The following is a 14,397-nucleotide window of genomic DNA, read 5'->3' on the forward strand; positions in this document are numbered from 1 at the left end:
AATTTAGATATCAAAAATAAAAACCTAGTCAATTTCAAGATAGTTGTTTTTTGAATAAGATTCCAAATTGGTCTTTCATGTTTAAGAATTTTCTACATGGAATTAATAAGCAAAAACTAGAGACAGTTGATTATTGAAAACAGTAGTTTTTGGAATTTTTGCAAATATTATAACAACTAGTTTTAATGCTCAAAGCACTTTTGCCCATAGTCCAGACTTTGAAATGAGCACCACAGAAGACATTCTAAAATTTTGTGAGTTTTTTTATGAAAAATACCAATTACTCAGCACATAGAATTTAACATTACAGCACCCACATTTTCCAAATCTAAGGGCATGTGTAATTTTGTATAATTATGTTGCATGAAATAGTACTCATCAAGCAAGAGATATTGTGGTAATTGTTGAAATTGAAAAATGCTTAGAAGATTCAAGTTATATCAAAAAGACATATTGTAATTTCAGATTGGTGTAAAAAACAGCAGTGGGATTACTGAATGAACGAATTTCAGAATCAGAGTATTTGCAAACAATGGGGAATTAATTTCCCGCAACATCATCAGCGTATAACTAGAGTCGACATTTCAGCAAGACATAATCAATTATTTTTTCTTCAGATGATTTTTTCATTTTCAAAAGAGATTTAAAAAGAATTTTTTCAACATATTGAGGATAGTTTTCTAAAATTAATTTTTTTAGTCGTTCTCTATTTTCAAGATAATAATCAGTAAGAGGAGGATAAACATTTGAACCAATGAGTTGTTCATCAGAAATGGTAAAACCTGCAGATTTTAGAAGATGTTTCAAATAATTCAGAGTATAGTGCTCTGATGACCAGGTAAATTTTAAAACACCTAATTTTCCAAAGGATGATTTTTCAGTTGTTATAGGAATTGCAATTACAAGTAATCCTGATTTCACCAATATTCTTTTTGACTCGTAGATAAAATCAGATAATGGTTTGAAATGTTGTGCAGACTCCAATGCCAAGACACGATCAACTGAATCATTAGAAAAGGGCAGTTTTGTAGAAGTGGCGTTCAAGAATTCTATGTTTTTCTGAATTCCAGGAAAACATAGTTGGTTGAAATTAATATTTACATCATACAAATCAAGGTTTGGAAAATTTTCTTTCCATAGTTTAGAGGGAGCAGATAATCCACTGCCAATATCTGCTACATGTTTTGCAGAAGATAATTCTGCCAATTCTGAAAAAATCATACATAGATTTTTTTGAGCAGAAATAGGATCTGCATGGTCAGATGACCAATAACCAAAATTCAGCATAGAGCCACCAGTTGCAATCTGCATGACAGGTGATAGAGTGGTGTAAAGATTCACTACATCTTTTTCATTTCTACGAAATGTCCACAGTAACACTTGGAGAGGATTAATTGACACCAAAAATAATTTCAAATTTATTTAAAAATGAGGGATATTAATTTCTAGGGCAATCCTTCTGAATCCTCAGCACAGTGCTTATGAACCCAATACTCATCTTTATTTTTTGAGATCTCTTTTCCAGGTTGAATTTTATCTCCACAGGAAATACAAGATGTGGCAAACTTTGCTTTCATGAATATTCACCACTATTCTTGAATAAATCACCTGTGTTTGAATGAGTATTAGCTAAAGATTAACACATTTTATTAATTTGAAATGGAAAGATGACTCATGAATGAATCAAATTCAGACACATCATCTAAGATAGTTTTAGCAAAATGGACTGACAGATTCTTTGCATGGCTAATTGATTTTATCATTATTTCAAGTATTTCAACGGCAATAATTTTTGCTTCATTGGGTTCAATAAATTATGAATTTGAAGAGGATTCATTTTGGATGGAAAACATACAATACATTCCAACTAGTGTTTTGTTTTTTGTTTATTGGACTATTTTAGAATACAAAACAGGTCAAACAATCGGGAAAAAAATCATGAATTTGAAAATAGTCAATATTGATGGAAGAAAACCAAATTTGAAAGGAATTATGATCAGTAGTTTTGGTAAAGCATTTCTTTTACCAATAGATGTTATTTTAGGATGGTTTTTGACTAATGAAAAACGTCAACGGATTTTTAATAAATTAGGAGATACATTGATTGTAAAAATCAAAGAAATAAATGATATTTCAGACGTAAAATATTTGAAAGACTAGATTTTGTCAGATTTTCTTGAATAATTACTTTGAAGATTTAACCAACAGATCTATTAGCAAGTTTAGATCAATTTTGCTTGATGTCTGAGAATCAAAAAGAATGGTGGGTTGGATTGCCAAACGAACTTCAAAAGGACATAGAATTAGAACAATAACATCTAGAGTTGCGCGTGTTAAAGGGGCAATTTTACGGCAAAAGTAGCATGATTGCTATTTACAGAATACTTTCTAGTTCTTCATTTCAAACTCTATCCATAAGCTTAAGTTCATTCTTCTTTTAAGAAATTTGTGAGTGAAAGGAAATTTTACATTTGTAAAAATTGTGGAACAGAATTTCCATCAACAGAAGTTAGACTTTATTGTAAAGTTTGTAAATCAAATTTAGACAAATCAGGAAATCTACCTAAACTTTAGCAACATCCTTAAGTTCATTCTTTTTAGAGAAGATTTAGGAATTGTTTTGTTTGTGGAAAAAATAAAGAAGATTATCAAGTATAGACTAACAAGATAATCATTGGTGCAACACATGATTCAGAATTTCAAAACAATGAGATCATATGTAATTTATCAGACAAATCTGTGATTTGTCATGATTGTATGAAAACAATAGAGAAACAAGTTGAAATGAAAAAAGAATAATCAGATATTAAAATATTATTTCAATGTCCACACATTATTTTTAAGATACTTGGAGAGTGTAAAGTAATGGGTGAAAAAATAAATTGTGAATGTATAGAATGCAATTGTCAAGAAATATTTGAAGTTATTGAAACTGAAGAATTAATTAATTTAATACAACATGGTAGATTAAATTCTGAACAGATTTCATTCTTAAAGACTAGAGTTGGAAGTAAAATTTGCAAGCAATGCTTTGTTGAAAAACATTGCAAATAATGAATTTGTAAAGTTCATTCCAATTCAAAATTAATTAAAATCGTTTAATGTGCCAAGAAATATTATTTTTTGTCGTGTATAGTGTCCACTAAGAGATTTCAAATCACAAAAAAATGCATAGCATTAGATATAGTGATTAAAAATAAAATCATCGTACAAGTCGTGTATATTTTTCCACTTGATGAATGAAATGATTCATCGCGCATAGTCTCTATGTAAGTGGCTGAACCGATGTGTTGGTCTATTAGTAAAGGCTGGCTCACCACTCGCCGAAGCTTGTGATCTACACCACCTTCCTATCAACGCAGTATTCTGCTGCCGACCTTCATCTTACGAAAGAATAACTTGTCTCGGGATAGGATTCGTGCTTAGATGCTTTCAGCACTTAGCCTAAATGGCTTAGCTGCCCGGCCTGCCTTATCAGACAACCGGTAAACCAGTGGCCACGCTGCTCTGTTCCTCTCGTACTCGGAGCAACTTCCCCTCAGTTATTCGCGCTTCCATCAGGCAGAGACCGACCTGTCTCACGACGGTCTAAACCCAGCTCATGTTCCCTTTTAATAGGCGAGCAGCCTCACCCTTGGCCCCTGCTGCAGGACCAGGATAGGAAAAGCCGACATCGAGGTACCAAACCGCGGGGTCGATAGGAGCTCTCGCCCGCGACGAGCCTGTTATCCCTGGGGTAATTTTTCTGTCACCTCCGGGCCCCAATAGTGGGCACACGAAGGATCGCTAAGCCAGACTTTCGTCTATGAATTCCGTGCGTTTGGAAATCCATTCAGTCGAGTTTTTGGCTTTGCCCTCTTCAACGGATTTCTGCCCCGTTTGAACTCAACTTTGGGCCCCTTTGATATCTTTTCAAAGGGGTGCCGCCCCAGCCGAACTGCCCACCTGCACGTGTCTCCGGTCTTCACTGGATAAGTGGTACTGCAAAAAGAGTCTGGTGTTACATCGTTGCTTCTTAACATCCCGGGGAATGTTAAGCATGGCTCCCAGATACCCTGTGCAATTCTTACTATACCACAAGCACAAGCTGCAGTAAAACTCCACGGGGTCTTCTCTCCCCGATGGAAGTTGATGGACTGTTCGTCCACCTTATGTGGCTTCACCGGGTTGTAGGCGGGGACAGTGGGGCTCTCGTTGTTCCATTCATGCGCGTCGGAACTTACCCGACAAGGCATTTGGCTACCTTAAGAGAGTCAGAGTTACTCCCGGCGTTAACCGGCCCTTAGCTCGGTTGAACCCAAGTTTTAGGTACCGGCACCGGCCAGGATTCAGCGACTATACAAATCCTTTCGGACTAGCAGTCGCCTGTGTTTTTATTAAACAGTCGAAACCCCCTTGTCATTGCAACCTGCGATCCCCATTCCTCATGAAGATTGCAGGCATCCCTTATACCTAAGCTACAGGACTAATTTGCCGAATTCCCTCGCCATACGGTATACCCGTAGCACCTTAGCTTTCTAAGCCAGCGCACCTGTGTCGGTTCTGGGTACGAACTTACATTTTGCTAACTACACGATCTTTCATGGTCTCCTGGATTCGAGAAAACTTCGCTAACGCGAAGCCATTCCTACCTCGGACTGGTTCTCGTCATTACGACACTCCCCAATCCTTGAATAGTTAGATACAACGATGGTTGTACACCCCCTATCCGAAAGCGAACCATATAGCTCAAACGCTCCATGTAAGGTACTAGAATATTAACTAGTTTCCCATTCGATTTACTCTTTTGAGGCAAACCTTAGGATCGACTACCTCCAGGCTGATAACGCATTGCCTGGAAACCCTTACGCTTGCGGTGGTATAGATTCTCACTATACTATGCTGTTACTGCCGCCAAGATCTGCAATAGAAACCGGTCCACAGGACGTCACCGCCCTGCTTCGACCCAATCACTACGCCAACCTACCACGAATCATCTACTGATGATTATCTAAAGTATCGGTATTTTGCTTTAGCCCCGTCCGTTTTTGAGGCATCCCCCCTCGGCAGGTAAGTTGTTACACACTTTTTAAAGGATAGCTGCTTCTGAGCTTACCTCCCTGCTGTCTTGGCGAGAATACGCTCTTTAGCTTGACACTTAGCAAAAATTTGGGGACCTTAACTTCAGTCTGGGTTAAACCCCTTTCGGTCATGAGCCTTACGCCACATGAACCCGTGTCCTTGCTTCTACGATGTGTATCCGTTCGGAGTTTGAATGAGAGGTGAGGGATTTCTCCCCCGCGCCTCTCTATCAGTGCTCTACCGGAAACACTATCTCCACAAAGCACGCCCTGCGAGACGCTTCGGTTGGAACTAGCGAGCGCCAGTCTAGATTGGTTTTTGACCCCTATTCCCAAGTCACAACAACGATTTGCACGTCAGAACGTCTTAAGACCTCCAGCGGGCTTTCGCCCGCCTTCGTCTAGCTCAGGAATAGATCGACTGGCTTCTAGCCTAGCCGCCATGACTCTACGCACTTTCACACGCCTCTCCTGACTTCTTGCGAAGCTGCGAGAGCTCGGTTTCCCTTCGCCTGCACCTTTACAGGTTTAAGCTTGCCATGACGGTTAGCTCCTTGGCCCGTGTTTCGAGACGGAACGCGTGACACTGATGATTCGAACATCAAATCTTCAACTCTATTGCTAGAATCTCCAATCTGAAAAAATCACCTTCCATGCCACGCACGTCTGTAAGCAATAGGTTTCATGCACTTTTCGCCCCCCTTCCGGGGTACTTTTCAGCTTTCCCTCACGGTACTAGTCCACTATCGGTCTTGAGAGATATTTAGCCTCGGATGCTACTTTCACCCATATTCATTGCCCACTACCAAGGACAACTACTCGGGTATGAATAGGACTCTTCCCACTTCGCTTAAGGGGGTATCACCCTCTATGCCAGAACTTTTCAGATCATTTCAGCTGTGTTCCAAGTTTCCATATTATCATACCAAAACACCACATCTCCCGAAGGATTCAGTTTGGGCTCTTTCCTTTTCGATCGCCTCTACTTGGGAAATCTCAATTGATTTCTTTTCCACGTGGTACTAAGATGCTTCAATTCCCACGGTTCGACTTCCAATACTAGTGTACTGGAATACACAAATGTGTAAGATTCTCATTCGGACATCTCGGGATCATAGGATGCGTGCGCCTACCCCGAGCTTATCGCAGCTTGCCACGTCCTTCATCTCTCCTCAAGCCTAGCAATCCACCTATTGCCGTCTTTACACCGGCAAATTCAGCCACATATTACACGACTATGCACGACGATCATTGCAAGCTCCTGGCAGAGACCTGCTACATCCTTCATACATCACTTTCGTGATGCATTGCATCGATGACTCAATGTGAAGATTAGTGCATCCGTACACTTTCCATGTCTAAGGAGGTGATCCGACCGCAGGTTCCCCTACGGTCACCTTGTTACGACTTTTCCCTTGTCACGAACCTCAAGTTCGATAACGCCAATCAGACGTCACCTCGCTAAAAGCTCACTTCAATGAAACGACGGGCGGTGTGTGCAAGGAGCAGGGACGTATTCACCGCGCGATAATGACACGCAGTTACTAGGGATTCCATATTCGTGAGGGCGAGTTGCAGCCCTCAGTCATAACTGTGGTAATGTTTGGGGATTACCTCCTCCTTTCGGATTTGGAACCCATTGTCATTACCATTGCAGCCCGCGTGTGGCCCCAGAGTTTCGGGGCATACTGACCTGCCGTGGCCCCTTCCTTCCTCCGCATTAACTGCGGCGGTCCCGCTAATTCGCCCCACTACTCCTGAGAGTAATGGTGGCAACTAGAGGCAGGGATCTCGCTCGTTACCTGACTTAACAGGACATCTCACGGCACGAGCTGGCGACGGCCATGCACCACCTCTCAGCTTGTCTGGTAAAGTCTTCAGCTTGACCTTCATTCTGCTGTCTCTCCGGGTAAGATTTCTGGCGTTGACTCCAATTGAACCGCAGGCTTCACCCCTTGTGGTGCTCCCCCGCCAATTCCTTTAAGTTTCATACTTGCGTACGTACTTCCCAGGCGGCAAACTTAACGGCTTCCCTGCAGCACTGCATTGGCCACAAGCCAATGCATCACTGAGTTTGCATAGTTTACAGCTGGGACTACCCGGGTATCTAATCCGGTTTGCTCCCCCAGCTTTCATCCCTCACCGTCGGACGTGTTCTGGTAGACCGCCTTCGCCACAGGTGGTCATCAATAGATCAAAGGATTTTACCCCTTCCTACCGAGTACCGTCTACCTCTCCCACTCCCTAGCTCTGCAGTATTCCCGGCAGCCTGTACGTTGAGCGTACAGATTTAACCGAAAACTTATAGAGCCGGCTACGGATGCTTTAGGCCCAATAATCATCCTGACCACTTGAGGTGCTGGTTTTACCGCGGCGGCTGACACCAGAACTTGCCCACCCCTTATTCATCAGTGTTTCTAGGACTGACAAAAGGTTCCTTTAGCAGAAACCACTCGGATTAACCTTGTCGTGCTTTCGCACATTGCAAAGTTTTCTCGCCTGCTGCGCCCCATAGGGCCTGGGTCCGTGTCTCAGTACCCATCTCCGGGCTACTCCTCTCAGAGCCCGTACCTGTAATAGTCTTGGTGGGCCATTACCTCACCAACAAACTGATAGGCCGCAGTCCCATCCTACGGCGATAAATCATTTGAAACATAAACCATTCCAGGCATAATGTTCTATCGGGCATTATTCTCAGTTTCCCGAGGTTATTCCCGTCCATAGGGTAGGTTGACTACGCGTTACTGAGCCGTCTGCCTTGTATTGCTACAATGACTCGCATGGCTTAGTATCAATCCGATAGCAGTCAGGTCCGGCAGGATCAACCGGATTCTGAATTTTTAATTTTGATTATTGAAGTACATTTGTACTTTATTTGGAATTGACGGATGCACATAATCTTCACATTTCAGATTTGATCTTTTGATCAGATCCTCATTTTGTATGCGTAACTGGAGGCCCATGAATCACAAAATGGCATATTGCCAAACTTCATCACAAGCGCCGCCTATTGCGTTACGTATGCAGAAGGTGAAGTATGCAGAATCCATATAAACCATACGTGAAATTGTGCCTGATCGGGGTGATTTTTTGTAAAAATTACATCTTTTAGTTTTGACCCTTCCTCTCATGCACAGTTTACTCGCAAAATAGGCTCAATTGAGAATGCTTGATGGTTAAAATGGCAGTGAAGATAGGTGAATTTGGTTTTGGATTACACACAAGAGTACAAGAAAAAGACTCCACAATCTGCAAAAATATTTGCAAAGTCATCCAAACTTCATGTTAATGGTGTTAGTCATAACATAAGATTTTATGAACCATATCCATTTGTTGTAAAAAAATCATCTGGAAAAAATTTGATTGATGTGGATAACAACAAATACACAGATTACTGGATGGGTCACTGGAGTCTGGTTTTAGGACATGGGCAAAAAAATGTTAAAGACGCTCTAAAAAAACAGATTGAAAAAAGCTGGATGTATGGGACAGTCAATGAGCAGACGATTTTATTATCTGAATTAATTTCAAAGGCAGTTCCAGTAGCTGAAAAGATTCGATATGTCACATCAGGAACTGAAGCTACAATGTATGCAGTAAGACTAGCACGTTCTGTTACAGGGAAAAAAATAATTGCAAAGATTGACGGCGGATGGCATGGCTATACTTCAGATTTACTGAAATCAGTAAACTGGCCATTTTCTGAATCAGAAAGTAGTGGGATTGTAAATGAAGAAAAAATTGTGTCAATTCCTTACAATGATTTGGAAGAGTCTTTGGTGATTTTAAAAAAACATTCAAATGATTTGGCAGGTGTTATTATAGAGCCAGTCTTAGGCGGTGGCGGATGCATTTCAGCTGATTCGGATTATTTGAAAGGGATACAAGAGTTTTGTAAGAAAAATAATTCATTATTTATTTTAGATGAAATAGTTACAGGTTTTAGATTTAGATATGGATGTCTATATCCTACAATGAAGCTAGAACCAGACATTGTAACGTTGGGAAAGATTGTAGGTGGAGGAATGGCAATTGGTGTAATGTGTGGAAAAAAAGAGATTATGGAATATGCAGATATCACTGGAAAGAAAAAATCAGAGCGCAGTTATGTTGGAGGCGGAACATTTTCTGCAAACCCCACATCAATGACTTCAGGATTTGCGACACTTTCAGTTTTAAAAAATAACAAATCTATTCACTCAACAATTAATTCGTTAGGGGATTATGCAAGAAAGGAACTAAACAAAGTATTTGATGGCAAAGTCATCATTACAGGTAAGGGTTCTTTGTTTATGACTCATTTTGTGAAAAATGGAATTACAGAAATAACAAATGCTGCTCAAGCATCAAAGTGCGATACAAAAGCACTGCATGATTATCATTTTAAGATGATAGCACATGACGGAATATTCTTTTTGCCAGGTAAATTAGGCGCAATATCTTATGCCCATACAAAGCAAGATATCAAGAAGATGGTTTTGGCATCAGAATTTTAGATATTATTTAGATGGGAAAAGTTTTTCACGCCATGAAATTAATTGGTTGAAAATATCAAGATAATTCCTTTGCTTTATGGTAATGTGTGCATGAGCCGAAAGTTTTCCAAATGTACCTTCAAAAATCATTGTACATTCATCTTTAAAGAAAGGTATCGATATGCCTATTTTTTTCAATGAACTAAATGCAATATTTTGAATTTGGATAGTTTTTTCGCGTACTATGACTTGCTTTTTTTCGGGATTTTTATTAATTGAATCATCCAACTGTTTTTTTACAGAATCCCCCCATAGTGGCGTGTCATGAGGCCATCTATGCACAAATACCTTATCAGCAAAATACTTTATTTCAGAATCAGTCAATAAAGAAAATAATTTCTAATTCAAATTAAGCTTATCTTAGAATTTCATGTTTTTATGAGATGCGAGCGGGAAAACCCGGTACCCTTTAGGGTTGGGATGAGAGCGAGCCATGATTAACAACAATTCCAACATCGTCTTTAAACAATATGTGATGTGAAAATGGCCTGTATTGCAACGAAACTACAAGTTCAGACTATATCCAAGTGATTCTCAAGAATACAAACTGAACAACAACCTTAATGTCTGCAAGTGGGTATACAACAAATTTGTAGAACAAGCTAAAAATAATTTTCTCACCAGAAACGACATGAACTATATTTTGACAGAACTAAAGCAATCAGAATCATGGCTGTACAACTATCACAGCAAGATGCTTCAAATGGTATCGACACAACTCGAATCAGCAGAAAAATCGCTAATTGAACTATCAAAGAAAGGTAACAAGACAGGACAATTGAGATTTGCAAGATACGGAGAATATAGGACTTTCACATACAACCAGTCAGGATTCAAAATAGAAACTAATGGAGACAAGACATTGCTATATCTCTCAAAGATTGGACATATAGAAATTAGAAAACACAGGGAAATTCCAGATGATGCAAACATAAAACAAGTTATAGTTACAAAGACACCATCAGGGAAATGGTTTGTGTGTGCGACTGTCGATATTTCAGAACCGCTGATCAGCATCATCCCAAAAATCTCATTTTCAAAGCCAGTTGGAATCGATGTCGGCATAAAATCATTTGCATACGATTCAGACGGATATCAAACACCAAATCCACTAAACCTCAAAAAGATGCTAAAGCCGCTTGCCAGAATTCAGAGAAAAGTATCAAGACGAAAAAAAGGCAGTAACAACAGACTAAAAGCAATACTGCACATGCAAAAGATACACGAAAAAATAGCAAACAGAAGAAAAGACTTTCAGCACAAGCTTTCAACACAGTATGCAAAAAACAATGATGTCGTATTTGTGGAAAAACTTGAGAATTCCAAACATGGTAAAAAACCACAAATTGGCAAAAAGTATAATGGATTCAAGCTGGGGGACATTTTTGCAAAAACTGGAATACAAGTGCAAGATGCTAGTTGAGGTACCTTCAAGAAACACTACAATAGACTGCTCAAGATGCGGAAACAAGGTTTCAAAAAGTTTGGCAGTTAGAATACACCGATGTGACAAATGCAATTTGGCAATGGACAGAGATTACAATGCAAGCATCAACATCTTGCAAAAAGGATTGAACATATTCAATCACAATACACTACCGCAGGAACTGCGGGAATTAACGCCTGTGAAGATCTCAAAGAGGTCGATGAAGCAGGAAGTAGCAGTCATTACTGCCTTCTCAAAAGAGAAGCCCAAACCCTTTAGGGTTGGGTAGTTCACAAAATGAATTATTGTACAATACATGGAAAAGAAAAAAGAAGAAAAGGATGCATATGCAACAGATGATCCTACAAAAACTACAGCAAAAGAACAAGAAGAGATGGCAAAGGAAGCAGTAAAAAAATTCAAATCACTAGGATAAGCCAAACTTTCATTAGCAATATCCTTTTGTAGAAATTATGGGGTTATTTGGTGGAAAAGAGAATCTAGAGGATCTCTTATACAATGCAATGTCACTTTTAGAAAAGAATCAACCAAAAGGAGCCATATCATTATTTAACAAAGCTCTAAAACAAGAACCGGAAAATACATCTGCGTTATTTAACAAGGGTTTAGCATTTAATCAAATAAAAAAATACAATGATGCAATCACATGTTTTGATAAATTACTAGAAATTAATCCAAATGATGCTCAGGCATACAACAACAAAGGGATTGCAGCAGCGGAGTTGGGCAATATTCAAGGTGCAGCAGAATGTTATGACAAAGCAATAGAGTCAGACCCAAAATATGCAGCGTCTTATTTTAACAAAGGAGTGTTGCTGGATAAACTAAAAGAACATGAAGAGGCCCTTCAAGCATTAGACAGAGCAATAGCCATAGAGCCACGAAAGCCCAACGCAATGTTTTACAAGGGAATTATTCTAGGTAAAATGAAAAAACATGAAGAGTCATTGAATTGTTTTGAAAGAGTTTACAAGAACAATCCAACTCACATGGATGCATTCTTCCATAAAGGAATAGAATTGGCAGAGTTGGGAAAACATGAAAAAGCAATAGAGATTTTTGATCAGATTTTATCAAAACACAAAGACAATGTAAACGTCATTTATGCAAAATCAAGAAGCAAGGCAGAGTTGGGAATGTATCCTGAATCATTAGAATTGCTAAAACAGGCAATTTCTAAGAGTCCAAAAGTTATTCGCTTATGGGCAAAGGAAGAAAAAACATTTGAAAAGTTTCACACCAATGATGAATTTAGAAGAATTGTAAAATTATAACAAGATATCATGAAAAAATACCAAGTAAACCAATGAAAAATGAAATTCTGGTTACAGAATTTTTTTTCTTACAGCATCAATTCTAATTATTTCAACTTTCTTTTTAGGACCAGACAGTCTTGCTTCAAAAATTGGAATGTATACTTCAGTAATGTCATGCAATACAAATTCATCTTTTAGATCTCTTACATCTGCATCCATTGGCTTTTTTAGATGAATTTGAAGTTTATCTATTGCTGAATCATAAGAGAATTCAGGTTTTTTAACAATGGATGAACTGTCCTCAAGAATTTTTGTAGGATAGTTTTCTATAGTTTTTGAGTCAATTTTGAATGGCAATTCTACTTCCAATCCATGATGATCAAAGGTTAATTCATCTTCTTCTTCAACAAAAACATGTTCCTCTAAGTTCAAGTCAACTTTGTTTTTACCTTTTTTTCCAACAAATGCTTTTTCCAAGCCCGATTTTGAGCGAACTGGAAATACAGCATCATCCATAACAACACCATGCACATTTGAATCAACATCAATTGTATGAATTGCTTTTCTAAAATAATTTGCAGAGTATTTTCCAGATACTATCAATGATGATTCATAGTATAACTTCAGAGAATCAAGATGAATGTCCTCTTTTTTAGGTCTAGATAATAATGACTTGAAAGGGTCAGTTTTCTTTTGTTCAACAATGTTCATTGCTTCCTCTTCTTCAAGGTTTTTTCTTATCACAATGGTCTTTACATCATAATCATTGTTTGCCAAAATCACTCTATATACCAAATTCAGGCTATTAAATCAATTCTACTAAGAAAGAAATAATAGATTTGATATTATTAAAAATGTATGGGAGCGTCAAAAAAAGGAAAAGTAATGCCGAGAAAAGGCGGGTACATTGATAAATTTCTTAAAAAAGCCGACAAGGCAATCCAAGAAGGAATCAAGAGGGCTGACGAGGTTTTAGATGAAGCAGTTGAATTAGGAGAAATAACTGCAAAACAAGCTTCAAAAGCAAGTAAAGAATTTAGTGAAAAAGCAAAAAAAGAAGGCGAGATTTTACAAAAAAAGAGTTTGGAGAAGATTAATGAAGGAATTTTGTCTGCAAAAAAAATGGCAACAAATTCAGAAGAAGATTTGAAAATGCTTGATAAACTTGGGAAATTACGAAAGTCCGGAGTACTTACTGAAAAGGAATTCCAAGAAAAGAAAAAGAAAATTTTGAGTCGAATTTAAAATGAAAAAAACCAACATTTTTGGAACCGGAGACCAACGAAAAGTAAACCCAGGCTGGTTTACAGGTAAAACATGGATGAAGATATTATCTGAGAAGATCAAAGTAAAAGAGCAAGACATCTATCATGTTCATTTTGAAAAAGGATCGAGAACAAAACTCCATCAACATGATGGAAATCAAGTGTTAATTGCAATTAAAGGGAAGGGAAGTCTAGAGATTTTTAAAAAATATGGTGCATCTAAGGCTAATTTCAAAATCAAACGAACCGAAAGAATCAGTCTCAATGAAGGCGATATTGTGCACATCCCAGCAAAAATACTCCACACTCACGGCTCAATTGACAAGAAAAATGCATTTTCACATATTGCAATAAACATTTTGTCTAAAAAAAATGCACCATACAAAACTACATGGTATGAATCAGATTTCAAGTCCAAAGTTTCAGAAATTATTTAGACAGAATGGCATTACGGAAAAATTCAGAAATTCAATCAATTCAAGGAAATGAGGGAACAAAGATCAAGCAGTATTTTCACCCACACAACACACTAAATGGAATCAATTACAGTGTTGCACAATTCACATTAGAGCCAGGAAAAAGATCTAAACTTCACAAACTTAACTCATCTGAAATTTATTATATTTTGGAAGGTAGCGCAATCTTAAATGTTGATGAAGACAAACATCATCTTCAAAAGGATGATTCGGCGTATATTTCCCCAAATTCCAAGCAATTCATTGAAAATACAGGTTCGGGTAATTTGAGATTTTTGTGTATTGTTGAACCTGCCTGGAAGGCAGAAAACGAAGTCTTACTTGAATAAATACAGTTAGACGCACCATAGCAATTATT

General features: G+C 38.3%; 13 protein-coding genes and 2 rRNA genes. 9 read left to right on the forward strand and 6 right to left on the reverse strand.

Features of this window, described 5'->3' with window-relative positions; all coding sequences use genetic code 11:
• Positions 1 to 133 precede the first annotated feature (133 nt).
• Entirely contained in the window at positions 134 to 295 is a 162-nt protein-coding gene (locus tag C5F50_RS08035) for a hypothetical protein (protein WP_179370852.1), read from the forward strand.
• A 275-nt stretch (positions 296 to 570) separates the two neighbouring features.
• Here C5F50_RS08035 and C5F50_RS08040 read toward each other — a convergent pair whose 3' ends face one another.
• Together C5F50_RS08040 and C5F50_RS13275 are read right to left on the reverse strand one after the other, a co-directional pair.
• Complete coding sequence (locus C5F50_RS08040; protein ID WP_179370853.1) at positions 571 to 1,404, reverse strand: methyltransferase domain-containing protein; 834 nt, start codon at positions 1,402 to 1,404, stop codon at positions 571 to 573.
• 41 nt (positions 1,405 to 1,445) lie between these two features.
• The gene (locus tag C5F50_RS13275) at positions 1,446 to 1,577 is read right to left on the reverse strand and encodes a hypothetical protein (RefSeq protein WP_280924444.1); all 132 of its coding nucleotides are present in this window, start codon (positions 1,575 to 1,577) and stop codon (positions 1,446 to 1,448) included.
• Positions 1,578 to 1,674: 97 nt separating this feature from the next.
• Here C5F50_RS13275 and C5F50_RS08045 point away from each other — a divergent pair, with 97 nt between their 5' ends.
• On the forward strand, positions 1,675 to 2,160 hold the full coding sequence (locus C5F50_RS08045; protein WP_179370854.1) for an RDD family protein: 486 nt from the start codon (positions 1,675 to 1,677) through the stop codon (positions 2,158 to 2,160).
• Between the two features lie 1,118 nt (positions 2,161 to 3,278).
• Here C5F50_RS08045 and C5F50_RS08050 read toward each other — a convergent pair.
• Positions 3,279 to 6,275 (reverse strand): 23S ribosomal RNA (locus tag C5F50_RS08050).
• A gap of 146 nt (positions 6,276 to 6,421) precedes the next feature.
• Positions 6,422 to 7,892, reverse strand: a 16S ribosomal RNA gene (locus C5F50_RS08055).
• The 16S and 23S rRNA genes sit together here, the layout of an rRNA operon.
• A 371-nt stretch (positions 7,893 to 8,263) precedes the next feature.
• On the opposite strand from C5F50_RS08055, the gene C5F50_RS08060 reads away from it, so the two are divergent.
• Positions 8,264 to 9,556, forward strand: coding sequence for an aspartate aminotransferase family protein (locus C5F50_RS08060; RefSeq protein ID WP_179372969.1), 1,293 nt, complete (start codon positions 8,264 to 8,266; stop codon positions 9,554 to 9,556).
• A 3-nt stretch (positions 9,557 to 9,559) separates the two neighbouring features.
• Here C5F50_RS08060 and C5F50_RS08065 read toward each other — a convergent pair whose 3' ends face one another.
• Positions 9,560 to 9,919 carry a hypothetical protein gene (locus C5F50_RS08065; protein WP_179370855.1) on the reverse strand — a complete coding sequence of 120 codons (360 nt, stop codon included), beginning with the start codon at positions 9,917 to 9,919 and terminating at the stop codon, positions 9,560 to 9,562.
• A gap of 169 nt (positions 9,920 to 10,088) precedes the next feature.
• Between C5F50_RS08065 and C5F50_RS08070 the strand changes: the two genes are divergently transcribed.
• The 3 genes from C5F50_RS08070 (at position 10,089) to C5F50_RS08075 (ending at position 12,316) form a co-directional block, all read left to right on the forward strand.
• Complete coding sequence (locus tag C5F50_RS08070) at positions 10,089 to 11,018, forward strand: RNA-guided endonuclease InsQ/TnpB family protein (protein WP_246281985.1); 930 nt, start codon at positions 10,089 to 10,091, stop codon at positions 11,016 to 11,018.
• Positions 10,981 to 11,310, forward strand: coding sequence for a transposase (locus C5F50_RS13075; protein WP_246281986.1), 330 nt, complete (start codon positions 10,981 to 10,983; stop codon positions 11,308 to 11,310). Before C5F50_RS08070 ends, C5F50_RS13075 begins: the two co-directional genes overlap by 38 nt.
• 184 nt (positions 11,311 to 11,494) lie before the next feature.
• Complete coding sequence (locus C5F50_RS08075) at positions 11,495 to 12,316, forward strand: tetratricopeptide repeat protein (RefSeq protein WP_179370856.1); 822 nt, start codon at positions 11,495 to 11,497, stop codon at positions 12,314 to 12,316.
• Between the two features lie 51 nt (positions 12,317 to 12,367).
• Here C5F50_RS08075 and C5F50_RS08080 read toward each other — a convergent pair whose 3' ends face one another.
• Positions 12,368 to 13,081 (reverse strand): hypothetical protein, encoded by a 714-nt coding sequence (locus C5F50_RS08080; protein ID WP_179372970.1) that lies wholly within the window; start codon positions 13,079 to 13,081, stop codon positions 12,368 to 12,370.
• 75 nt (positions 13,082 to 13,156) lie between these two features.
• Between C5F50_RS08080 and C5F50_RS08085 the strand changes: the two genes are divergently transcribed.
• The 3 genes from C5F50_RS08085 to C5F50_RS08095 are packed head-to-tail and all read left to right on the forward strand — an operon-like array spanning position 13,157 to position 14,368.
• Entirely contained in the window at positions 13,157 to 13,543 is a 387-nt protein-coding gene (locus C5F50_RS08085) for an SHOCT domain-containing protein (RefSeq protein ID WP_218843325.1), read from the forward strand.
• Between the two features lies 1 nt (position 13,544).
• Positions 13,545 to 14,000, forward strand: coding sequence for a cupin domain-containing protein (locus tag C5F50_RS08090; protein ID WP_179370857.1), 456 nt, complete (start codon positions 13,545 to 13,547; stop codon positions 13,998 to 14,000).
• Positions 14,001 to 14,005: 5 nt separating this feature from the next.
• The gene (locus C5F50_RS08095; RefSeq protein ID WP_179370858.1) at positions 14,006 to 14,368 is read left to right on the forward strand and encodes a cupin domain-containing protein; all 363 of its coding nucleotides are present in this window, start codon (positions 14,006 to 14,008) and stop codon (positions 14,366 to 14,368) included.
• Positions 14,369 to 14,397 lie beyond the last annotated feature (29 nt).

Origin of the sequence: Nitrosopumilus ureiphilus, from assembly GCF_013407185.1 — an archaeon.
In the GTDB taxonomy this organism is placed as follows: domain Archaea; phylum Thermoproteota; class Nitrososphaeria; order Nitrososphaerales; family Nitrosopumilaceae; genus Nitrosopumilus; species Nitrosopumilus ureiphilus.

Bases quoted from the DNA above. Each gene is read 5' to 3' on its own strand.
- C5F50_RS08090 (WP_179370857.1), top strand. From the start codon at position 13,545: ATGAAAAAAACCAACATTTTTGGAACCGGAGACCAACGAAAAGTAAAC.
- C5F50_RS08085 (WP_218843325.1), top strand. From the start codon at position 13,157: ATGGGAGCGTCAAAAAAAGGAAAAGTAATGCCGAGAAAAGGCGGGTAC.
- C5F50_RS08045 (WP_179370854.1), top strand. From the start codon at position 1,675: ATGAATGAATCAAATTCAGACACATCATCTAAGATAGTTTTAGCAAAA.
- C5F50_RS08075 (WP_179370856.1), top strand. From the start codon at position 11,495: ATGGGGTTATTTGGTGGAAAAGAGAATCTAGAGGATCTCTTATACAAT.
- C5F50_RS13275 (WP_280924444.1), bottom strand. From the start codon at position 1,577: ATGAAAGCAAAGTTTGCCACATCTTGTATTTCCTGTGGAGATAAAATT.
- C5F50_RS08095 (WP_179370858.1), top strand. From the start codon at position 14,006: ATGGCATTACGGAAAAATTCAGAAATTCAATCAATTCAAGGAAATGAG.